Source organism: Pseudodesulfovibrio hydrargyri, assembly GCF_001874525.1.
GTDB lineage: Bacteria > Desulfobacterota > Desulfovibrionia > Desulfovibrionales > Desulfovibrionaceae > Pseudodesulfovibrio > Pseudodesulfovibrio hydrargyri.
In genome coordinates, this window is record NZ_LKAQ01000004.1 from 1,507,195 (window position 1) to 1,529,861 (window position 22,667).

Genomic DNA, 22,667 nt, shown 5'->3' on the forward strand with positions numbered 1-22,667 from the left:
CCAGTCCGGGAATGAGGCTGCACAATTAATGCGTTGACGGCGGCCGGGCCGGGCTGTATTGCCATTGATCGGCGGATCAATCTAAATGAAAGACATCAGGCAATCCTTTCTGTCCGGGGCGCGCGACTCCATTCCCATCCTGCTCGGCATGGTGCCCTTCGGGCTCATCTGCGGCGCGGTCAGCGCGGGCGGGGGCATGTCCCTGTGGGGGGCGCTCGGCTTCACCTGGGCCATCAACGCGGGGGCCAGCCAGCTGGCGGCCCTGCAGCTCATGGAGCATCACGCCTCCCTGGCCGTGGTCGTGCTCACCGGGCTGGTCATCAACCTGCGCTTCTTCATGTACTCGGCATCCATCGCTCCCCACCTGAGGACCATGTCCCTGCCGGGCCGGGCCCTGCTCGGGTTCATCCTGTCGGACCAGGCCTATGCCCTGTCCATCGCCCGTTTCCACCGGGAGGACGGCGCGGAGATCGACAAGCCGTTCTATTACCTCGGCGTGGGTCTGGCCATCTGGGCCTCCTACTCCGTCGGGGCCGTACTCGGGGCTTCCGTGGGCGCCTTCATTCCGCCCGCCTGGGACCTGGGCTTCGCCGTGCCCCTGACCTTCATCGCCGTGGTCGTGCCCGCCATCAAGGACCGGCCCACGGCCCTGGCCGCCGTGGCCGCCGGGACCGTGGCCTTCCTCGCCGACGGACTGCCCTACAACCTCGGGCTCATGGCCGGGGCCGTGACCGGCATCCTCCTGGGGTACGCCGCCGAAAGGAGGCTCTCCCGTGACTGATACGGCAGGCTTCTGGGTGGTGGGCGCGCTGCTCGGACTGGGCACGTTCCTGATCCGCTTCTCCTTCATCCTCATCGTGGACAAGGTCACGTTCCCCGAGGCCGTGATCCGCATGCTGCGCTTCATCCCGGCCTCGGTCCTGCCCGCCATCATCGTGCCCGCCGTGCTGCTGCACGGCACGGACGGCGGCCCGGTCTCCCTGGCCCGTCCGGTGGCCGCCCTGGTGGCCGTCCTGGCGGCCTGGAAGACCCGCAGCATTCTGGCGACCATCCTCAGCGGGATGGGGACGCTCTGGCTTCTGCGGGCCGTGCTGTAAAAACCGCCTGGCGGCGTTCTCCTCCATCCGGCATTCGCCCCCCTGATCGGTCCTCGCGGCTGAAGAATCCGGGACGTCCATTCCTTCTCGAAAATAATGTGCATTGCATATTGGGGGGCGTAATTTGGATGCATGATAGAAAGACCGACAATTTTTCGTCCTCTCGGGCTGTTGGCGGCCGTCCTCGTTTTCGCGGCGGTTCTGGGCGCTGCCGCGCCGTGCTCGGCCAAGGACAGGCTCTTCGTCATCGTGGCCAAATCGGAGTCGGACCGGAATTTCGTCCGGGTCTACAATGCGGCCAAAACCGAGGCCGAGGCGCACGGCGACCGCATGATCCTGACCGGCGGCAAGGACAAGGCCCATTTCCGCCGTCAGAACGAGGCCATACGGGAAGTGATGCGCCAAGAGCCGGACGGGCTGGCCGTCTCGGTCCTGCACAGCGAATTTTTGGCCGAGAATTCCTTCAAGGTGGTGCACGCGGCGGGCATCCCGGTGGTCACCTTCGATTCGGACTTTGCCGAACCCTATCTCTCCCTGCGCGCCGGGTACATAGGCGTGGACAACGTGGAGCTGGGCCGGGAACTGGCCCGGCAGGCGCAGAAGATCCGGCCCCGGGGCGGCATGGTCGCCATCATGACCGGCGGGCTGGACGACACCAACCTGAACGACCGCATCCGGGGAGTGCGCGATCAACTGGGCCTCGGCCTGTCCGGCTCGGGATGGACCCTGCTCGCCCGGTCGCCCATCCCGTGTAGGGACAACTACGACCAGGCGCTGGGCCAGCTGGAGGTCCTGCTCGACGACCCTGAGGTGAGCGTCATCATCTCCGTGGGTTGGTGGGCGCAGATGGCCAACGGCTATGAGGGGCTGGTCGGACGCTACCGGCGCTCCCTCAGCCGGGGCGAGAAGGTCCTGGTCTTCGCCGGGGCGCATCCCCGGCAGCGGGAACTCTTCGCGAAAAAGCTGGGCCACGTGAACATCGGCCTGGATTTCGAGGAGATGGGGCGGCTGGCCTACCGGTATCTGGCCAGGCTGGCCGACGGCGGGACCATCCCGAAGGTGACCTACACGCCCATGGACGTCCTCAGCCAGGACTGTCTCTACGCCCCGGCCAGGTAGGACTACACGTCCAGGCCCTGTTTCTTGTATTCGTTGAGCTTGTTGCGCAGGGTGCGCACGGAGATGCCCAGGAGCTCGGCCGCGCGGGTGCGGTTGCCGGTGGTCTCTTCCAGGCTTTTGAGGATGAGCCGCTTTTCCATCTCGTGCAGGGGCATGACCGACATGGCCTCGTCCGGGGTGGAAGGGGGCGCGGCCTCGCAGGCGGCCTGCTGGTCCGCGTCGATGGCGGACAGGTCGTCCGGGGTCCACTGCTCGTCGCCCATGAGGAAGTGGCGGGGCCGGATGGGGCCCTGGCCCGCCAGGAGCACGGCCCGTTCCATGAGGTTCTGCAACTCGCGCACGTTGCCGGGCCAGTCGTAGTCCATGAGCCATTTTCTGGCCTCGTCCGTGAAGGCGAGCCTGGCCAGCCCGTAGGCGGCGGTGAACTTGTTGGTGAAGAATTCGGCCAGCAGGAGCACGTCGTCGCCCCGGTCCTTGAGCGCGGGCAGGGCCAGGGGGATGACGTTCAGCCGGTAGTAGAGGTCCTGGCGGAACTTGCCTTCCTTGACCGTGTCCTCGATGCGCCGGTTGGTGGTGGCCAGGACGCGCACGTCCACCTTGACCGTGTCCACGCCGCCCACGCGGTCGAACTCGGACTCCTGCAGGACGCGCAGCAACTTGGCCTGCAGGCCCAGGTCCATCTCGGTGATTTCGTCCAGCAGGATGGTCCCGCCGTCGGCCAGTTCGAACTTGCCGAGCTTGCGTTGGATGGCCCCGGTGAACGCGCCCTTTTCATGGCCGAAGAGCTCGCTCTCCAGCAGGTGCTCGGGCAGGGCCGCGCAGTTGATGGCCACAAAGGGCCGGTCCGCGCGGTCGGAGTTGTGGTGCAGATAGCGGGCGAACATCTCCTTGCCGGTGCCGGACTCGCCGGAGATGAGCACGGTCGCCTTGGACCCGGCCACCTGCTTGGCCAGGGCGAGCACGCGCAGCACCGCGGTGTGGCGGCCGATGATCTGGAATCTGCCCTGGGGCGAGCCGTTGCCCGCGGGCGCGGCGTGCGCCTTGGGCGGGCAGGTTTCGGGTTCGGGTTCCGGCTTGGGTTGGTCCTCGGGCAGGACCAGCTGGATTTTTTCCCAGGCCAGGGGCTCGATCCAGTAGTCGCGCGCTCCGAGTTCGAGGAATTCCGTGGCCTGTTCGGCGTTGCCCGAGGCCGAGAAGATGACCACGGGCGGGAAGCCCGGGGTCTCGGCCCCCTTGGCCAGGAACGCCCTGGCGTCGAACCCCTGCAATCGCGGACGGCAGAAGACCAGGCAGGGCCGGGATTTCTTGATGAACCCGAGCGCCCCGTTGAGGTTGTCGGCCAACCCCGCCTGCAACCCGGCCTTCTGCAAGGTGGGAAAGATGGCGGTCACGGACTGCGGCTCCGCGATGAAAAGGACAGTTCTTGCCGTCATGGTCATTTCTATTAGCGGTATCTCGGAGAGTTTACAAGGGGTTCGCACACTTGCCGCGCGGGCCTGGCTTGTGCCTTCCTTTCTTGCCCAGGTCCCGCCCATCTGCTACTTCTCGGAAGCCTGAGCGCAAACGAGAAAAAACGATGAGCATATCCATACCCGTCCTTTGCTACCACAACGTGTCCGACGTGAACGGGCACACGCCCGAAATGTTTCGCGAGCACCTCGACGCCATGGCCGACGCGGGCTGGCGGACCATCACGGCCCGCGATCTGCTGGCCGTGACGCGCGGGGAGATGAAGCCTCCGAAAAAGTCCCTGGTCCTGACCTTCGACGACGGCCACGTGTCCAACTGGACCACCGTGGTTCCGGAGCTGGAAAAGCGGAACATGACCGGGACCTTTTTCGCCCTCACGGACTTCACCGCGCCCGGTGGGGCGCGCGCGCCAGAGACCGCGCCCGGGATGCTGCCCATGAAGCGGGCCTTCCGGGCCGCCTTCGTGGACAACGACTTTTCCCAGTTCATCAACGAAGCCGAAATCAGGGCCATGCTCGACAAGGGCATGGAGGTCTTCGCCCACGGCTGCCGCCATCAGGCGGCCTTCAGGAGCCTCGCGCCGGACGGACGGCTCGGGGACGGGATAACCCACTGGGGCGGCTGGTCCATCTACCCCGGGCACGACGACTTCTGGCCGACCTTCAAGCCGGGCAGCGGATACGTCTACGACGGATTCTGGCCCCGCTTCGAGCAAGGGGAGAGCCCGCGCTTCGTCAAGCGAACCGAGGCCGAACGCCGCGAATTCTGCCGTCGGGACTTCAGGCGGAGCATGGAGCGCATCCGGGAATTGAACGGCTATGATGAGCAGCTCTTCTGCTGGCCGTGGGGCCAGTTCGATCCGGTCAGCGAGGCCGAGCTCAAGGACGCGGGGTTCGCCGGGGCCTTCACCCTGGAACGGAGCGCCAACACACGGGGCACGGACCCGTTCCGGCTCAACCGCCTCGGCGTGGCCGCCAAGAAGGACGGCAGGTGGGTGCAGACCCGGCTGCGCATGTACGGCGCAACCGCATCGGCCCGGGTATTTTTCAAGAAGTTCCACAAGAAGCCGGAAGTATCCTCCGTGCTCTACGCCACGGACTCCAACAAGCTGTCCGGCGGCAGCCGCCAGATGGTCAACAACGTCAAGGCCATGGCCGACATGGGGTTGAAGGTCTACGCCCTGGTCACCCCGGACACGGCCATCAACGGGGCCCTCGAACCGCTGAAGGGCGAGAACGTGGAGGTCCTCCATTTCGACGGCTTCAGCCGGTACGCGGAGGCCGGGAAGTTTCTCAAGGCGCTGATCGAGGAAAAGGGCATCGACGTGGTCCACACCTTCCACAACCGGGCGTACAAGATGGGTGTGCTGGCCCGGCTGCTGGGCGCGAAGTTCAGGCTGTTCATCAACCGGGGGGTCATCTCCAGGCCCAACGCCGTGTTTTTCCTGTGGACCGCGCTGTCCGACGGGGTCATCGCCAACTCGGCCCAGTGCGCCGAGGTCATGCGCCGGTACTGGGTGCGCGGCAAGCGTCTCAACGTGGTCTACAACGCCTATGCCGGGCCGGATTTCGGCGAGCCGAAGCCGCGCAGGAAGCGGGGCACGCGCTACATCTACGTGGGCAACTCCGTGGACATCAAGGGGTTCGACGTCTTTCTCAAGGCCGCCGACCGCCTCTGCGAAGGCGGGGCGCGGGACCTGGAATTCGTGGGCGTGGGCGTGCCCGACAACAAGCTCTCGAAATTCGACGATGTCTTCACCCCGGTGGTCCGCGAGCGCTACCGCAACGCGGGCGAGATTCCCCACGCCGAGGTCCTGGACGAACTGCGCTTCGCCGACGTCCTGGTCGTCTCCTCGCGCAAGGAGAGCCTGCCCAACGCCCTGCTCGAGGGGTTCGATTTCGGCCTGCCCGCCGTGTGCACCCGCGTGGGCGGCATCCCCGAGGTGGTCCGCGACAACGTCGACGGCTTTCTCTGCGCGTCCGGGGACGCGGACTGCCTGGCCGAAAAGATGCGCCTGCTGGCCGAGGACCCGCCAAAGCGGTTCGCCCTGGGACTGGCGGGCCGCCGATTGGTGCGTACCCTGCTCACGCCCGAGGCCAAGGGGCGCAACCTGATGCGCGTGTACATGGGCGAGCGGCTGTACGAGCCCCTGCCCGTGGAGGACATGGCCGTGCCCGACCCGGCCGCCGGATTCTTCGACGAACCCTCCGGAAACCAGGAGGAACTTCCCCATGAGCACGGACCGCGCTGACGCCCCGGCCGCCTTCTGGCGCGCCCTGCCCGAAGACCTCAAGGCGCTGCTGCGCCTGGGCTTCATGGGCAAGGCCCATCTGCTCGACGTGGCCGCCCGCTGCCTGCGCCCGGGCCGGTCGGACCTTGCGGAGGTAGCCGGGGACGCCCTGAACATCCTGGCCGCCGACCATCCGCTGGACGGCGGGCTGGCCGCCGAACTGCTGGCCGCCGAACCGGCCGCCACGCTCCTGGCCCCCGACACCGTTGCCCGGCTGCGCGTCCTGGCCGCCCATTGGGTGCGCCCGGCCGACATGGCGCCGCTGCTTGATCTCCTGAACGGACGCGACTTCGCGCGGACCCGCGCCTTCCTGGATCAAGCCGTGCGCGACGAGCCCGGCAATCTGTTCTGGCGCGAGCAGGCCGTGACCACGGGCACGGTGGAGAACGACCCGGACTTCGTCTTCGCCTGCCTGAAAGCTTCGGCCCCCGAAGCGGCCGCCCCGGTCCTGGCCGCCGCCGAAGAGTGCACCCGGACCCTTTTTTTCCCGCCCGAACCTCCCGCCCCGGAGGAGCTGCTGGCCGCCGCCCGCCGGTCTCCGTGGAACGCGGGGTTGGTCCTGCGCGCCTTTGACGCGCTCTCGGGCGCGGCCGGGGAGCGCAGCCCGCTGCCGGGCCGGACCGCCGTGCTGCTCTATTCCTGGAACAAGGCGGACGAACTCGACGCCACTCTGTCCTCGCTGCTCGCCTCGGACCTGGCCGGCGTCTCGGTCTTTGTCCTGGACAACGGCTCCACGGACGGTACCGCCGGGGTCCTGGACCGCTTTGCTTCGCGGTTCGCCGATGTGATCGGCGCGGACCGGTTCACGGTCATACCCCTGCGGGTAAACGTCGGGGCCGCCGCCGCGCGCAACTGGCTGCTCCACCTGGACGCGGTGCGGGAGCACGATTTCTGCTGCTATCTCGACGACGACGTGGATCTGCCGTCCGACTGGCTGCTTCGTCTCGGCGCGGCGGTCCGGCGCTATCCCGAGGCGGGCGTGTGGGGCTGCAAGGTGGTGGACCACGCCAACCCGTTATGCATCCAGAGCGCGGACAACCACCTGGCCATGGACCCTGAAGCCCGCGTCGACCTGAGCCGTACGGCCCCCAATCCGTTCTCGCTCACCGGCCTGCACGTCCAGACCCTGGACACCGGCGGCTTCGACTTCCTGCGTCCGTGCGCGTCGGTCACCGGCTGCTGCCACCTGTTCCGCACCAGAGTCCTGCTCGAATCCGGGGACTTCGCCATCCAGCTTTCCCCGTCCCAGTACGACGACATGGAGCACGACCTGCGGCTGTGCGAGGCGGGCCTGTTCCCGGTCTATCAGGGCCATCTGGCCGTGCGCCACAGGAAGCGCACCGGGGCGGCGTCCCTGACCTCGGATCAGGAGCGCGGCAACGCCCTGGGCAACAAGTACAAGATGCAGACCATGCACGCCCGCGCCGACATCGCCGAGGCCCTCAGGGCCGAGCAGGCCCTGCTCGAGGCCGACCTGACCGGAAAGCTCGACTACCTCGAAGGGGTGTAGGGGGGGACCGCCTGCGGCGGGGAGAAGGAGGGCGCCTTGCGGCGGGCCTGACTGCGCTCTTTGCATTGTCCGCGCATCCGCGTCCGGGCTTACGGTTGTCCGCCTTATTTTCGATTTCGCCTTTACGGCGACTTCCTTTTTTGCTGGCGCAGAAAAAAGGAAGCAAAAACTGCGCTGTGGCGCGAGCGCGGCGGAAACGGCCCCAAGAGCCCGTAGGCGGCTTTCGCTGGCCGGATCGAAGGTCTGCCGCGCAGCCGCGATCCGGCCTCTCTTCGCCGCCGGAGACGGGCTCTAGGGGCCGCTTCCGATTGCTGCGCTCCGCATGGATGGATTGGGCCATGGCGTTTGGTTTGGCATAGGGTTCGGCAGGAATTCCTTTTGGCGGCCGATGGAGCGATTCGGACGCTTGCGTCCGGCAGCGGCTCTCGCGGCGCAGCCGCCCTCTTCGGCTCACGGATGAAAACCGGTAACTTGCCGATATCTCAGACAACTCAAGACTGAAGGGGATTCCCTCCCCGAGCAGGAGGAAGGCGCTTACCGGAGCAGCAGTTGCTGTCCCTTGGAGAAGCACCGCTTGCGGACCAGGTTGGTGACGATCAGCGCCCCCACGGCGGTGGAGGCGACCAGCATGAGCATGACCACGATCTGGTAGCGGATGGCGATCAGCGGGTCGGTGCCGGACAGTATCTGGCCGGTCATCATCCCGGGCAGGGAGACCAGCCCCACGGCCATGAGGGAGTTGATGGACGGGATCATGCCCGCGCGGACGGCCCCGGCCATGATCTCCCGCGAGGCCTCCCGATAGTCCGCGCCGAGCGCGAGCTTCATCTCCACCTCGCCGCGGCGGGCCCTGAGGTCCGAGAAGAGCCGGTCCAGGCAGATGGAGATGGCGGTCATGGAGTTGCCCACGATCATGCCCGCCAGGGGGATGAAATACTGCGGCGTCCACCACGGCCTGGCCCCCACGATGACGCCGGTGACCACCATGGTGACCAGGGAGTAGGACACGAGCATGGACAGGAAGGTGGGCACGGTGAACGGGATGGCCCGCTCCTTGACCCGGCCCCGGATGATGTGCACGGCGGCGGCCACCATGAAGGCGTACAGGAGCAGGACCAGCCAGGAGAGGCGCACCTCGAAGACGAACTTGAGGACAAATCCCATGAGGAAGAGTTGGGCGAATGTGCGCACCGTGCCCACGGCCAGGTCCCGGCCCAGGCCGAGCTTCTGGACGAACGAGGTCGCGCCCGCCAGGAGCACGAAGCCGAGGCACAGGGCCAGCTGCAGCGGGCCTATCTCGATGACGTGCGGGGTCATGCCAGGGCCAGCCTCCGATCCTCCAGGGTGATGAAATGGGTCACGCCCTCGGGCACGGTCTCGGAGTGGGAGATCATGACCACGGTCACGCCGCTCTGGGCCAGCCCCCGGGTGCGGTCCAGGACCACCCGGGCCGAGTGGGCGTCCAGGGAGGCGGTGGGCTCGTCCAGGAGGACCGCCTCGGGCGAGAGGAGCAGGGAGCGGGTCAGGCAGACCCGCTGGGCCTGGCCCACGGAGAGCTTGTCCGCGCGCGAGTCCAGGGTCACGCCGTCCAGGAGGAACCCGGACAGCTGGGCGGCCATCTCCACGTCGGACGGCGGGGTCAGCCGGGCGTTGGCCTTGAACGAGAAGGGCAGGAGCAGGTTGTCGCGCACCGTGCCGGGCAACAGCGTGGGCAGCTGCTGCACGTAAGCCACGCAGCGGCGCAGCTCGGCCGGGGGGATGGCGTCGATGGGCGCGCCCTTGAAGGTGATGGTCCCGGACCGGGCCTCTTCCAGGCGGCAGAGCAGGCGCAGCAGGGTGGACTTGCCCGCACCGGACGGGCCGCGCAGGAGGTGGTAGCCGCCGGGGACGAGGATGAGCGAAGCGTCCTCGAGAATGGACGGGCCGTCCGGATAGGCGAAGGAAACCCGTTCCAGGGCGAGGGACATGGCGCCTAGCCCGTCTTTCCTTCGAGAAATTCCATGAATTGCAGGGCGACGTCCAGGTTCGGGTCGAGCTCCAGGGCGCGTTGCAGATTTTCCCGGCATTCGGCCTCGTCACCGCGTTCGTAGTAGGCCCTGGCGATGTTGTAGAACAGGTTTTCGTCGTCCTCGGTGATGGTCAGCGCGCGGGAGTAGTACTCCACGGCCTGGTCCGTGAGTCCGGACTTGCGCAGGCTGATGCCGAACTCGTTGAACAGGTGCTTGTGCTCCGGGGCGAAGGTCGCGTCCAGGGAGACCACGCGTTTGAAGATGTCGTCCGCCTTTTCCGCGTCGCCCCGGGCCATGTAGGTCAAGCCCAGGCCGAAGTTGGCCCGCACGTTCTGCACGTCCAGTCCCAGGGCGGCCTCGAATTCGAACTGGGCGGAGTAGTAGGCCCCCTGGTCGCGCTGCTCCTCGGCCCGCACGATGGTGTCCTTGAGCTCGCGCATGCGCGGGAAGACCTCGGCGTGGTAGAATTCGATCTCCGGGCTGAACCGGGAGAGGAAGTCGGGCAGGGTGACCGGCTCCCTGGGGCCGGTGGGGACGTTCTTGCTGTTCAGCGGCCGAACCAGGATGATGCGGGTGCCGTCCTCGTCCGGCTCGCCCTCTTCGGCGAACCAGTAGGCTTTCTGCACGGTCTTGCGCTGGGTGGTCCCGGTGCCCACCTGGGACACGGACTCGGTGGAGAACGCGCCGGAAATCTTCTCCACGCGAACATCTTCGGGGATTTTGGGGCGTTTCTTCCGGCCGTTTTTTTTCTTGGGGGCGGGACCCAATGTCAGGATTTCTTCGGCGGTCACGGCATAGCCTCGCGTTCTCAAAAATGGTGCGAGAGTAAACGATACACTCGGCCCATGCGGATGGCAACCGGTCTAACGGTTGAGTGGGAAGGTTTTCCCGAATGGTGACAATCTTCCCTATATCCGCTACAGGCAGGGACGACGGCCCGTCCCCAACGTTTCCGTCAGCATCGGAGGAGGCCCCGCGCCAGCGTTTGTGCCATCGACAACGGAGAAAACCACATGAGTACTATCGGGAAGAGGATTCGCGCCTATCGGGAGAAGCAGAATCTGAGCATCGAGGATCTGGCCAACAGAACCACCCTGTCCGAGGACTTCATCCGTGCCGTGGAGGAGGAGGACATGTACCCCTCCCTGCGGCCCCTGGTCAAGATGGCCCGCGCCCTGGGCGTAAGGTTGGGAACCTTTTTGGACGACCAGGTCTCGAGCGATCCGCTGATCACCCGTCTGGCCGAGCGCGAGGAGGAGCTGGTCATGCATCCGGACGGCAAGGAGACCGGGCTGATCTTCCATTCCCTGGGCAAGGGCAAGACCGACCGCCACATGGAGCCGTTCTTTGTCGAGCTGTTGCCCGAATCGTGTAGGGACGACGCCATGTCCTCCCACGAGGGCGAGGAGTTCATCGTGGTCCATTCCGGCAGGCTGCGGGTGCGCTACGGGCAGGAGGAGCAGATCCTCGAACCCGGCGACTCCATCTATTTCAACTCCATCGTGCCCCACAACGTGGCCTGCGGCGGAGAGGAAAAGGCCGAAATCTACGCCGTCCTGTATTTCCCGGAATAAGGGGGGTGTATGAGCGCACTGAGAGAAATCACCCTCGGCAACCTGCTCAAGGAGACCGCCGACAAATATCCGGACAACGAGGCCGTGGTCTACGTGGACCGCGATTTCCGCCTGACCTATGCGGAGTTCGACGACCTGACCGACACCATCGCCAAGGGGCTGATGGGACTCGGCGTGAAAAAGGGCGAAAAGGTGGCCGTGTGGGCCAACAACGTGCCCTACTGGGTGGCGCTGCAGTTCGCCACGGCCAAGATCGGGGCGGTCCTGCTCACGGTCAACACCCACTACCGGTCCCATGAGCTGGAGTACCTGCTCAAGCACTCCGAGACCGAGAACCTGTTCCTCATCGGCCAGTACCGCGACCACGATTACCTGACCACCACCTACGACCTGATCCCGGAGTTGCGGGACCAGGAGCGCGGCCAGCTTTCGACCGACAAGTTCCCGCACCTGAAACGGGTCTTCTACCTGGGCCACCAGAAGCACCGGGGCATGTACTCCATCCCCGAGCTGCAGGCCATGGCCGCCATGGTCACGGACGAGCAGTACGCCGAGCGCCAGGCCCAGCTCGACCCCTTCGACGTGGTCAACATGCAGTACACCTCGGGCACCACCGGGTTCCCCAAGGGCGTGCAGCTGACCCACTACAACATCGTCAACAACGGCTACTGGATCGGCGCGAACCAGAAGTTCACGCCCGGCGACCGGCTCTGCCTGACCGTGCCCCTGTTCCACTGCTTCGGCTGCGTGCTCGGGGTCATGGCCGCGGTCAACCATGGGGTGACCATGGTTATCCTGGAGGACTTCGTGCCGCTGGAGGTCATGGCCGCCGTCGACCAGGAGCGGTGCACCGCCGTGTACGGCGTGCCGACCATGTACATCGCCATCCTCGACCACCCGCTGTTCACGCGCTTCGACTACTCGTCGCTGCGCACCGGGATCATGGCCGGTTCCCCCTGTCCGGTGGAGGTCATGAAGCGGGTCATCGACAAGATGAACATGCGCGAGATCACCATCTGCTACGGGCTGACCGAATCCAGCCCGGTCATGAGCCAGACCGTTGTCGGCGACTCGCTCAGGCACATGACCGAGACCGTGGGCCGGGCCATGCCCGAGGTGGAGGTCAAGGTGGTGGATCCCGAGACCCACGAGGAGTGTCCTCCGGGCGTGGTCGGCGAGGTCTGCTGCCGTGGCTACCTGGTCATGAAGGGCTATTACAATAACGAGGAGGCCACCAGGGCCGCCATCGACAAGGACGGCTGGCTGCACTCGGGCGACCTGGGGGTCATGGACGAGGACGGCTACCTGACCATCACCGGCCGCCTCAAGGACATGATCATCCGGGGCGGCGAGAACATCTATCCGCGCGAGATCGAGGAGTTCCTGTACACCATGGACGGGGTCCTGGACGTGCAGGTGGCGGGCGTGCCGAGCAGGAAGTTCGGCGAGGAGTGCGGGGCCTTCGTCATCCGCAAGGGCGACGCGGACATCGAGGCCGAGGACATCATCGACTTCTGCCGGGGCAAGATCTCGCGGTACAAGATCCCCAAGTACGTCACCTTTGTCGACGCCTACCCCATGACCGCATCGGGCAAGATCCAGAAATACAAGCTGCGCGACATGGCCGCCGAGCTGTGGCCCGACGCGTAACGATCGCGTGAAGAATTTCCGGGAGGACCTTCTGGCTGGGAGGTCCCCCCGGAACCCCCTTGCCCCCGACGGCGGCAAGGGGTAGGCCATGTGGACGCGTCCGCCCGGCTCGGAGAGGGGCCGGGCGGACGTCTGTGCCGGTCCGGGGTGGAGCCCGGCCCCGGCGTCATCATCCTTCCAGGAGGTATGGAATGGAACAGTACAAGGAGATCGCGCCCCGTCTGGTGGGCGTGCGCGAGGGCGTCGGCTGGACGCCCGGAGAGCTGGCCGACCTGCTCGGGGTGCCCGAGGAAAAGGTCACGGCCTACGAATCCGGGACCGTGGAGATTCCCGTGGGCTACCTGCTCGACGTCTCCCGGCTCTGCCGGGTGGACCTGACCACGCTCATCTCCGGCCGCGAGCCGCACCTCAAATCCTATTCGCTGGTGCGCAAGGACGAGGGGTTCGCCGTGGACCGGCGCAAGGACTACGACTACAAGTCCCTGGGCTATAAGTTCGCCGGGCGCGAGATGGAACCCTTTCTGATCACGGTCCCGGCCAAGTCCGGCGAGGACATGACCGAGACCTCCCACCGCGGCCAGGAGTTCATCTACGTGCTCGAAGGCCGCCTCGAGGTCCGCCTGGGCGGCGAGCCGATCATCGCCGAGCCCGGGGACTCGCTCTATTTCGACTCGGAGACCCCCCATGCCCTGCGCGGCCTGGACGGCAAGTCCGTCCGTTTTCTCGACGTGATTCTATAGGGTCGGCCGGGGATTCCCCGACCCGCCCGGAACAAGTTGACCGATTTTTGTTGCGGAAAAAATCACGAAAACTGATCTGAATCACGGAGATAACTCATGTTTACCAAAGAAGAATACGCCGATTACAAAGATTTTTGCGAACGATACACGCCCGAGTGCCCCGAGAATTTCAACTTCGCCTTCGACGTCCTGGACGCCAAGGATCCCAAAGCCCCGGCGTTGATCCACGTGGACGACGACTACAACCGGCGCGAACTGGACTTCGGATTCTTCCAGGAGTCCTCGTCCCGGCTGGCCAACGCGCTGGTCTCCCAGGGTGTGAAGAAGGGCGACCGGGTCATGCTCATCCTCTACCGAAGGCTGGAATACTGGGTGGTCATGCTTGCCCTGCACCGCATCGGCGCGGTGCCCATCCCGTCCCCGTCCCTGCTGACCAAAAAGGACATCCGTGAGCGCGTCAACTACGCGGGCATCTCGACCATGATCTGCGAGGACTCCATTGTGGAGCGGGTGGACCAGGCCCGGCCCGACTGCCCGGGCCTGAATCTGCTCATCCAGGTGGAGGGCGAGGCCGGAAACGGCTGGCTCGACTACGGCGAGCTGCTCGCCTCGGGCGGCCCGAGCTTTCCGCGCACACCGGACTCCCCGGGCGGCGGCGACCCCTTGGTCATCTTCTTTTCCAGCGGCACCACCGGCCTGGCCAAGATGGTCCTGCACAACCACAAGTACGCCGCGTCCCACTATACCACGGGCGCGCTGTGGCACGACCTGGAGGAGGGCGACGTGCACCTGACCGTGTCCGACACGGGCTGGGGCAAGTCGGTCTGGGGCAAGTTCTACGGCCAGTGGATGGCCGGGGCGGTCATCTTCGTCTGGGACTTCCGGGGCAAGTTCCACCCCGGCGACCTGCTCCAGGTCATGGCCGACAACAAGATCACCACCTTCTGCGCCCCGCCGACCATCTACCGGTTCCTGGTGCGCGAGGACCTTTCCCAGTACGACCTGTCCTCCCTGCGCTTCTGCACCACGGCGGGCGAACTGCTCAACGATTCGGTCTTCCACGCCTGGCAAAAGGGTGTGGGCATGCCCATCTACGAGGGCTACGGCCAGACCGAGACCACCCTGCAGGTGGCCACTTTCAAGTTCATGGAGCCCAGGCCCGGGTCCATCGGCAAGCCCGTGCCCGGCTGGGATATCGCGCTCATGGACGAGGAGGGCAACAAGGTGCCCCAGGGCGAGGAGGGCGAGATCTGCATCAACATCGAATCGCCGGTGCTCGGCCTGTTCGACAACTACATGGACGAGCCGGAAAAGACCGCCTGCGTCAAGTGCAGGGGGTGGTACCACACCGGGGACAAGGCGTGGGCCGACGAGGACGGCTACCTCTGGTTCATGGGCCGCACCGACGACCTGATCAAATCCTCAGGCTACCGCATCGGCCCGTTCGAGGTGGAGTCCGCCCTGGTGGCCCACGAGGCGGTCATCGAGGCCGCGGTCACCGGCCTGCCCGACGAGGTGCGCGGCCAGCTGGTCAAGGCCACGGTGGTGCTCGCCCCGGGCTACGTGGGCGACGAGAAGCTGACCAAACAGCTCCAGGCGTTCGTCCGCGAACTGACCGCGCCCTACAAGTACCCGCGCGTCATCGACTACGTGGACGAATTGCCCAAGACCATCTCCGGCAAGATCAAACGCAAGGAAATCCGCGAGGCGGACCTCGCCCGGCTGGCGAACTAGGCTCGCGGGCATGTGCCGAAAACGGCGGCCAACCGCCCGGCGGGGAGGGAGTTCCCTCCCCGGCCGGGCTTATTTTTTCTCATTCGCGGTACGGGCCGAACAGGTTGGCGTCACCATCTCCCAGGGGCCCGGGTTCGGCCAATATTGATGGAATATGCAAGTCTGTTCAAATGTTATTGAATTGTGGAATAACATAAAAGAATACTTGCTCAACGCGGTCCGGCGGCATACCGGGCACATTCGGCCCGGGAGGATTTTTCCCGGCCGAACCGGGAATCGCCCCTCCGCCGTAACGCTTTAGCCAATGGGTTTGCCATGTACAAACGTCTCATCGTGCTCCTTTTCGCCTGTTTCCTGTTCCTGCCGTCCTGCCAGCACAATCTCGGCGACACGTCCGCCCCGAAGGCCGACGGGCCGGTGGATCTGCGTTACGGGCCGGGCTCCTTCGACCTGCGCTCGACCGTCAATGTGACGGTCGGCATGAAGGGGATGGACGGGACGGAAATCCCGGTCATGGTCTTCGACTCGCATTACGTCATCAAGAAGGTCGGCTCGCGTCTTGCCTGGAACGTTGTCCTGGACAACCAGAATTCAGGCGGTTCCCTGAATCCGGAGCCGTTTTATTCGGTGTCCTTCACGACCGACGTCAAGGGCCGGAACATGGCCGACAAGGTCGTGCATGAGGTGCCGGGCAAGGACGAACTGGGGCTGGGCGAGACCATCCTGGACGGCCTCGAGCTCCCCTTGGAAAAGGTCGCGGTGGGCGATCCGTCCATTGCCCTGCCCGTCAAGGCCTTTCAGTCCAAGGATACGCAGATTCTTTTTCCGGAACCGTCCCCCAAGTATGTCTTTGACGGGGTGAAGGAGGTCGGCGGCAAGGAGTGCTATGCGTTTTCCTACGAGAGCGAGTTGACCGTCAGGCAGTACGGCAAGGAATATCCCGGCTCCATGCATGTCTCCACCACCTGCACCAAAGAGATGCTTCCGGTGAGCGCGGACAGCGAGTTGACCATGAACGGCCCTATGAAGGACATGGTCACGGTAATAGTCGGCAAGGTGCGTGAGCTGACGGCGCAGGACATGGCGACGTCGACTGCGGCGCAGGAAGCGAAGGCCATGCACGATCTGCGCACCGCGTTGGACAAGGCTCCTCTCCAGCTGGTCACCGAGCCCATGACTTTCCATTATGTTCCCGCCTCGGTTCGGCTCAAGGCCGAGGCGACCCTCACTCCCGCGGAAAAGGGCGAGCCGGCAGTCAAGCTTCCCTTCATGGAGTTCGTCATGAAGATCGACACCGCCGCCCAGTCGCCGAGGCTGGCGTGGAATGTCGCCATGTCCGACTTCAAGGTGTTGGGCCAGCCGCTGGAGATGCCGGAAGCCATCGGGTTCGCGTTCACCACCGATGCGAGCGGCCGCGACATCCAGGGCTTTCAGGACAATACCGGGACGGGCGTCCTTAGCGTGGCCGACATAGAGAGCGATTTCATCATCCCCGAGGGCGCGTACAGGTCCGGGGACGTGTGCATGCCCGTAAAGATAAAGGGCAAGGCGGCGAATCTGCAGTATGATTTCCCCGAGGGCGAGGGCTTCGTCTTTCAGGGGGTGAAGACGGTCGATTCCATGAAGGTGGGTGTGTTCACTGCGGATATCGCCCACTTCACGGCCAATGCCAAAGGGGCTGAAGTGGTGCATCACGGCAGCCTGTCGATGGTGCGCTACTACGACCTCGCGACCATGATGCCGCTTTGGTACGACGGCAAGGTGGTCATGGAAATGGTGAAGGGCAGCGTGACCACCACGGGCAGCCTGACCCGGATCATGGACTAGCCCCGCGCTCCTGTCCGACACTCACGGCCTACGATAAAACGCGCGGTCCGCTCGTTGCGGGTCGCGCGTTTTTCAAGCCTGTCGCCGGAAATTCCATTTCTCCGTTTCCGGGACGATCGGGCCAGGCTTAACCGCTACCTCTACCTCCAATCCAAAGGATCAGCCATGAATTCCCGCATCGCCGCGCTCCTTTTCGCGTTCATCATCTTTCTGCCGTCCTGCGGACACAACCCCGGAAGCCTGCAAGGTCCGGCGGCGGACACCTCGGTGAATCTCGAATACTCCTATGGAGCGGCGATCATTCATATGGAAATCGCCAGGACGGCGACCGGGGAGGGGGAGGAGGAAACACCCCCGGTGGTCTCCTACGACGCGCATTACACGGTGCGGAGGGCCGATGGTTCGCGCCTTGCCTGGGACGTCGTTCTGGACAATCTGCGGTTGTTCGGCGAGTCCAAGGGAAAAGCCTACCCCTTCTATTCCGTGTCATTCACTTCCGACGCCAAGGGCCGGAATATCGCCGACATGGTCGAGCACGACGTGGCTTTTGAGGATGTGCTCCACCTGGGCGGCGCCGTACTGAAGGGGCTCGCCCTGCCCCTTGGAAAGACCGCCGTCGGCGAGCGGGCGATGCCCGTCCAGGTCGCGGCGTTGCGGTCCGGGGAGATGGAGCTGATCTTTCCGGAGCCGAATCCGGCCTACGTCTATGACGGTATGAAGGTGGTGGACGGCCACGAGTGCCTCTCGTTTTCCTACAAGGGAGACGTGACCGTCCGGCAAGGCGGCGTGGACACCCCCGGAACGCTGTCCCTGACCGCCGTGCGGAACCGGGGCATGCTTCCTGTGGCGGAAACGGGTGCCTTGGCCGCGCAGAACGGCGGACAGTATAATTGCTTAAAATTATTAGGTAAATATAAATGCGATTCGGTCCTGATGGTCAAGAAAGTGTCGAGGAGCACGAAAGGAACGCTGCTGGATGCATTGCGGGACGCTCCGTTGCAGACGGTCACCGAGCCCGTCGGATTTCACTATGCCCCTGCATTCACTAAATTTTCAGCGTCAGTTGGGGTGCGCATTGCGGAAGAGGGCAACAGGGCTGCCGGGGTTCCCGTCATGCTGCACCTGTTGTGGGTGAAGACCGCCGGAGGCGCGGACGACCTGGAATGGGCCCTGGGGACGACCGGCCGGAAGGTTACGGGCAAGGCGCTGCATTTGCCGGCCGGTATGGACTTTGCGGACTCCGACCTGGAGGACAAGGATTTCGAGGCGTTCGTGAACGGCATCGCAGTTGGCGGCATACGGAACAACTTCGTCGTTCCCGAGGGCGTTCACCGATCAGGCGATGTCTGCATGCCGGTCGGATTCCTGCTGGAGGGTTCCCCGGATGGGGCCGGGCTGTCCGCGGACAACGGGTATGTTTTCCTGGGTGTGAAAAAGGCCGGGGACAGGCGGGCGGCCGTCTTCAAGGCGGATATCGACCGTTTCACCGTAAAGGACAAAAACACGGGCAAGGAATACGCCGGAAAACTGTCGGACACGCGTTATTACGATCTCGAGACCATGATGCCCCTCGGGTCCGAAGGCAGGATACGGCTGGACCTGGGCGGAAGCGTCGCGAATATCCGGTTCGACTTCGTCGGTTATCGGTAAGCCGTGTCGTCTTGTGGCTGAAGAGGCCTCCGGCGTGGGCCGGGCGCGCTATTTACTCGGCCAGAGGATTCCTATACACATCGGATACCTTTGGTTCCCGGTGCTGCAGACAACTTATGCCCATACGACTGACTCGCATTCTACGCACGGCCCTGGCGGCTGGAGCGGCCGTCCTTTTCCTGGTGGCCCTGGCCGTTCCCCGCGCCCGGTGCGCGGACTCCCCCGTGGTCATCAACGAGATATTCGTGGACGGCTCGTCCAACTATCAGGACTGGGTCGAATTGTACAACCGGAGCGACGGGCCGGTCTCCCTCAAGGGGTATGCCCTGACCGACGACCTGGAGGAGCGGAGCTGGACCGTGAAGGATGATTTCATCCTCGCCCCCGGCGGCTTCAAGGTGTTCTATTGCGACGGACAGGGGCTTTACGACCATGTCGGGTTCAGGCTGGACAGCATCAGCGGCGAGGTCGGCCTGTTCTCGCCGCGCGGCGCGCTCGTCGATTCCATGACCTACGACGGCCTGCCCCGGTTTTTCTCCCTGGGCCGCTGGCCCGACGGTGACGGCGATTTCGCCATCCACGCCAGCCCGACCAAGGGAAGCGCCAATTCCGAGAGCCGGACCTACATGCGGGACTCCCTGGGGGCGCCCGTCTCGTTCTCCCGCCCCTCGGGACGCTGCACCGCTCCTTTCGACCTGGTCCTGTCCGCCCCGGACGGGCTGGGCGTGCGCTTCACCACGGACGGCTCCCTGCCCGGCCCGGATTCGCCCGAATACGGCGCGCCCGTGCGCATCGACGAAACCACCGTGGTACGGGCCTCGGCCGTGACCCCGGAGGGCAGGATGTTCACACCCGCCACCCGGTCCTATCTGTTCGGCGAACACACCCTGTTGCCCGTGGTCTCCGTGGTCACGGCCCCCGACAACCTGTGGGACCCGGAAGTGGGCATCTACGCCGAGGGAACCTCGGGCAAGGACGGCGTGGGCAATTCGCAGAACTGGCGGCACAACTGGCGCAGGCCCGTGCACCTCGATTATCTATCCCCGGAAGGGGACTGGCAGGCGGACGGCAGGATGCGCATCTTCGGCGGGGCCTCCCGGGGGCGGCCCCAGAAGTCCCTGGCCGTCTACACCACCAGCCGGGACGAGCCCTACGGCATCCGCCACAGCCTCTTCCCGGGCGATCCTCGGGACCGCTACGCCGGGCTCCTTTTGCGCAACGGAGGGGACGCCTGGCTGCGCACTCAGTTCCGAGACGCCTTCCAGCACGTCCTGGTCCAGGGCCGGGTGGCCTGCGACACCATGCCGTACCGTCCGGTGATCGTCTATCTCAACGGCCGCTACTGGGGCCTCTACGGGCTGCGGGAACTGATGATCCGCAAGAACCTGCTGGCCCGCCACGGCCTGGCGGTGCAGCCTATCGATATGATGGATGGGGGCGGCGAGGTCGGCTCGGACAAGGGGCCCTTCGCGGACATGCCCCCGGTGCCGAAGCACGGCGACTACCGGCCCGCCATGGCGGCACTGGATATCGACGCCTATCTCGACTACGTTGCGGTGGAGACCTATTCCGGCAACCCGGACTGGCCCGACGGCAACATCAAGGCGTGGCGGCCGAGGTCCGGGGCCCTCAAGTGGCAGTGGATCCTCTTCGACCTGGACCGGGGATTCAACGGCAAGCGAGGGCTGCCGGCGGACCGGGACCCCTTCGCCATTCTCTACGACCGGCGCGGGGGCAATGGGCTGATGTTTTCGGAACTGGCCGAAAACAGGATGTTCGTCAGGGATTTCTGCGCCCGGCTCGCGGTCCACATGCTGACCACCTTCGCGCCCAAGCGGGCCCTGGGCATACTGGACCGCATGGCCGGGGACGTCCGGCCCGAGATGGAACGCCATATCGACCGCTGGCGCTGGGACTGGAAGATCGACCGCCTGTTCATGACCCCGAAGGACTGGGAGGCGAATCTCGACCAGCTGCGCGAGTACGTCCGCAAGCGCCCGCAGGCCATGCTGGACATCCTGGACAAACGGTTCGGCGTGGGCGGGCCCGTGGACGTCTCCGTCCGGGTGGCCAGACAGGGCAGGGGGCGCATCCTGGCCGAGGGGGTGGTCCTGGACGACGGGCGGCTCGAAGGGCCGGTGCCCGGAGGCCTGGACATCGTCCTCACGGCGGAGCCAGCGCCGGGGTATGTTTTCAAGGGCTGGGCAGGCCGTCCGGGCGTCGGCCCGCAGATACGCGTCAAGCCGGGGATCCCCTTCGAGGACACCGCCATTTTCGAACCCAATGATGATAAAAGAGAAGAATCATGACTGACACACCCTGGTTGAGCGGCAAGAAATTTCGTCTGGCGGGCTGCCTGCTGGCCGGCGTCTCGGTGGCTTCGGCCTCGGTCATCGACAGGGCGCAGGCGCACGCCGACCTGTCCTCGCTGATCCGGACCCTGCCCGTCGCCGCCGCCGTCGGGCTGGCTGCGGGCTGCCTGTACTACCTGGCCCTGCGCTACGTCCTGCCCCGGTTGGAGCGGAGGCAGGCGGACGAGTTGTGGTCCGGGCTGAACTGGTTCAACCTCTGCGCCCTGAGCCTCTGGCTGGCCATACTGCCCCTGCCCGCCGCGTACATCGACTTCGGCATCGGCTTCGTCTTCAGCGGCGGCTGCGCCAGGCTGGCCAGTTCCGTCTATGTGGTGTTCGGGGCCTCCCTGTCCAACCGCAAGCGGTTCGCCAACACCTTCGTCATGCTGGCCCTGACCATCATGCTGGTCATCACCGTGGTCAAGGCCTCCCTGGCCCTGTCCCTGGGCCTGGTCGGCGCCCTGTCCATCATCCGTTTCAGGACGGCCATCAAGGAGCCCGAGGAGCTCGCCTTCCTGTTCTTCACCGTGGCCATCGGCCTGGGCTTCGGCGCGGGCCGCTTCGGCATCACCCTGACGGCCTTCTGGGCCATCTGCGTGGGCTTCGTCCTGTTCCGCCGCATCCAGTCGGCCAAGCATATGGAGAACGCCTTTCTGGTGACCATGTACGGGCCGGGCAGGGATTTCCTGCCGTCCATGACCCGGTTCCTGGAGGAACACGGCCTGTCCTACGAGTTCACCCGGCTGGAGACCGGCGACGCCGCCAACCATGTCAGCTTCCTGGTCGAGATCGACAGCGCCGGGACCCTGGCGGCCCTGAACGACCATTTCCAGGAGCGGTATCCCGAGGCGAACATGACCATGGTCCAGGCGAGGAGCCTGATCTAGTGGCGGACGGCACCGACGGAATCCGCTCGTACCGCTACGAGCGCAAGTACGTGGTTCCCCTGCACATGGAGCCCAACCTGGCCTCCATCCTGCGTTGCAGCCGGTTCGGCTTCCGCGAGATATACGCCGAGCGGATCGTGAACAACGTCTATTTCGACACCTCCCTGTTCCGGTTCTTTCACGAGAACGTGCAGGGCGTCCCGGACCGCCTGAAGGTGCGCGTCCGCTGGTACGGCGACGGCCCGCCCGCCGGGACCTGCCGCCTGGAGATCAAGCGCAAGTCCGGGATGGTCGGCACCAAGGAGGTCTTTCCGGTCGACCTGAAGGGCGGCGGGCTCATGGAGTTCGGCCTTCTGGAGAGGCTGGGGCTGCCCCCGGAGGCGCTGTTCGAGACGAGCGGGCTGCGGCCCACCTTGTTCAACCGCTACAGGCGGCGGTATTTCCTGTCCGCGGACGGCCGGTTCCGCGTGACCATCGACCACGACCTGCGTTACAGCGCGCCCGCCGCCTTGTATCGGGCCGGGTGCATGGGCAGCCCGGACGCCATGTCCGTCCTGGAGCTCAAGTACGACCGCGACGCCGATCCCGCCGCCGCGGGGGTGGCCTCGGACATCCCCTTTCCTCTTTCCAGGAAATCCAAGTATGTGACCGGGATCGTCGCGGTCTACAACGGCTGACCCTCCCCGCTCTCCGGGCGGCCGCGCCAGCCGTTCCCGTGGCCGGAGACCCAGGCGGATGCGTTGTGTTGCGCCGCCCGAT

General features: G+C 65.4%; 18 protein-coding genes. 14 read left to right on the forward strand and 4 right to left on the reverse strand.

What is annotated here, in order from left to right:
- Window positions 1-85: 85 nt before the first annotated feature.
- From BerOc1_RS11400 to BerOc1_RS11410, 3 genes are all read left to right on the forward strand, one after another.
- Complete coding sequence (locus tag BerOc1_RS11400; protein ID WP_071545818.1) at window positions 86-781, forward strand: AzlC family ABC transporter permease; 696 nt, start codon at window positions 86-88, stop codon at window positions 779-781.
- Window positions 774-1,097: an AzlD domain-containing protein gene (locus BerOc1_RS11405; protein WP_071545819.1), complete on the forward strand. Its 324-nt coding sequence runs from the start codon at window positions 774-776 to the stop codon at window positions 1,095-1,097. Before BerOc1_RS11400 ends, BerOc1_RS11405 begins: the two co-directional genes overlap by 8 nt.
- Window positions 1,098-1,229: 132 nt before the next feature.
- A complete protein-coding gene (locus BerOc1_RS11410; protein WP_084641426.1) occupies window positions 1,230-2,216 on the forward strand; it encodes a substrate-binding domain-containing protein in 987 nt (328 codons plus the stop codon).
- A 2-nt stretch (window positions 2,217-2,218) separates the two neighbouring features.
- On the opposite strand, the gene BerOc1_RS11415 is transcribed toward BerOc1_RS11410, so the two are convergent.
- Window positions 2,219-3,649, reverse strand: coding sequence for a sigma-54 dependent transcriptional regulator (locus BerOc1_RS11415; RefSeq protein ID WP_071545821.1), 1,431 nt, complete (start codon window positions 3,647-3,649; stop codon window positions 2,219-2,221).
- A gap of 143 nt (window positions 3,650-3,792) precedes the next feature.
- Here BerOc1_RS11415 and BerOc1_RS11420 point away from each other — a divergent pair, with 143 nt between their 5' ends.
- Both BerOc1_RS11420 and BerOc1_RS11425 read left to right on the forward strand, forming a co-directional pair.
- Window positions 3,793-5,937, forward strand: a complete 2,145-nt coding sequence (locus tag BerOc1_RS11420; RefSeq protein WP_071545822.1) for a glycosyltransferase — start codon at window positions 3,793-3,795, stop codon at window positions 5,935-5,937.
- A complete protein-coding gene (locus BerOc1_RS11425) occupies window positions 5,918-7,486 on the forward strand; it encodes a glycosyltransferase family A protein (RefSeq protein ID WP_071545823.1) in 1,569 nt (522 codons plus the stop codon). The genes BerOc1_RS11420 and BerOc1_RS11425 overlap by 20 nt, the downstream gene beginning before the upstream one ends.
- A 534-nt stretch (window positions 7,487-8,020) precedes the next feature.
- On the opposite strand, the gene BerOc1_RS11430 is transcribed toward BerOc1_RS11425, so the two are convergent.
- The 3 genes from BerOc1_RS11430 to BerOc1_RS11440 are packed head-to-tail and all read right to left on the reverse strand — an operon-like array spanning window position 8,021 to window position 10,196.
- A complete protein-coding gene (locus tag BerOc1_RS11430; RefSeq protein WP_071545824.1) occupies window positions 8,021-8,803 on the reverse strand; it encodes an ABC transporter permease in 783 nt (260 codons plus the stop codon).
- Window positions 8,800-9,453 carry an ABC transporter ATP-binding protein gene (locus BerOc1_RS11435; protein ID WP_071545825.1) on the reverse strand — a complete coding sequence of 218 codons (654 nt, stop codon included), beginning with the start codon at window positions 9,451-9,453 and terminating at the stop codon, window positions 8,800-8,802. Before BerOc1_RS11435 ends, BerOc1_RS11430 begins: the two co-directional genes overlap by 4 nt.
- 5 nt (window positions 9,454-9,458) lie before the next feature.
- The gene (locus tag BerOc1_RS11440) at window positions 9,459-10,196 is read right to left on the reverse strand and encodes a tetratricopeptide repeat protein (protein WP_242652964.1); all 738 of its coding nucleotides are present in this window, start codon (window positions 10,194-10,196) and stop codon (window positions 9,459-9,461) included.
- Window positions 10,197-10,508: 312 nt separating this feature from the next.
- Between BerOc1_RS11440 and BerOc1_RS11445 the strand changes: the two genes are divergently transcribed.
- The 9 genes from BerOc1_RS11445 to BerOc1_RS11485 all read left to right on the forward strand — a co-directional run bounded on the left by BerOc1_RS11445 (window position 10,509) and on the right by BerOc1_RS11485 (window position 22,585).
- Entirely contained in the window at window positions 10,509-11,069 is a 561-nt protein-coding gene (locus BerOc1_RS11445; RefSeq protein WP_071545826.1) for a helix-turn-helix domain-containing protein, read from the forward strand.
- A gap of 9 nt (window positions 11,070-11,078) precedes the next feature.
- Complete coding sequence (locus BerOc1_RS11450) at window positions 11,079-12,719, forward strand: AMP-binding protein (protein WP_071545827.1); 1,641 nt, start codon at window positions 11,079-11,081, stop codon at window positions 12,717-12,719.
- A 191-nt stretch (window positions 12,720-12,910) separates the two neighbouring features.
- Window positions 12,911-13,459: a helix-turn-helix domain-containing protein gene (locus BerOc1_RS11455; RefSeq protein WP_071545828.1), complete on the forward strand. Its 549-nt coding sequence runs from the start codon at window positions 12,911-12,913 to the stop codon at window positions 13,457-13,459.
- Between the two features lie 96 nt (window positions 13,460-13,555).
- Window positions 13,556-15,193, forward strand: coding sequence for an AMP-binding protein (locus BerOc1_RS11460; protein ID WP_071545829.1), 1,638 nt, complete (start codon window positions 13,556-13,558; stop codon window positions 15,191-15,193).
- Window positions 15,194-15,508: 315 nt separating this feature from the next.
- The gene (locus BerOc1_RS11465; RefSeq protein ID WP_071545830.1) at window positions 15,509-17,020 is read left to right on the forward strand and encodes a hypothetical protein; all 1,512 of its coding nucleotides are present in this window, start codon (window positions 15,509-15,511) and stop codon (window positions 17,018-17,020) included.
- A gap of 165 nt (window positions 17,021-17,185) precedes the next feature.
- Complete coding sequence (locus tag BerOc1_RS19130) at window positions 17,186-18,670, forward strand: hypothetical protein (protein WP_071545831.1); 1,485 nt, start codon at window positions 17,186-17,188, stop codon at window positions 18,668-18,670.
- 116 nt (window positions 18,671-18,786) lie between these two features.
- Window positions 18,787-20,979: a CotH kinase family protein gene (locus tag BerOc1_RS11475; protein WP_165610816.1), complete on the forward strand. Its 2,193-nt coding sequence runs from the start codon at window positions 18,787-18,789 to the stop codon at window positions 20,977-20,979.
- The gene (locus BerOc1_RS11480; protein ID WP_084641437.1) at window positions 20,976-21,908 is read left to right on the forward strand and encodes a DUF4956 domain-containing protein; all 933 of its coding nucleotides are present in this window, start codon (window positions 20,976-20,978) and stop codon (window positions 21,906-21,908) included. The genes BerOc1_RS11475 and BerOc1_RS11480 overlap by 4 nt, the downstream gene beginning before the upstream one ends.
- Window positions 21,908-22,585, forward strand: coding sequence for a polyphosphate polymerase domain-containing protein (locus BerOc1_RS11485; protein WP_071545834.1), 678 nt, complete (start codon window positions 21,908-21,910; stop codon window positions 22,583-22,585). The genes BerOc1_RS11480 and BerOc1_RS11485 overlap by 1 nt, the downstream gene beginning before the upstream one ends.
- Window positions 22,586-22,667 lie beyond the last annotated feature (82 nt).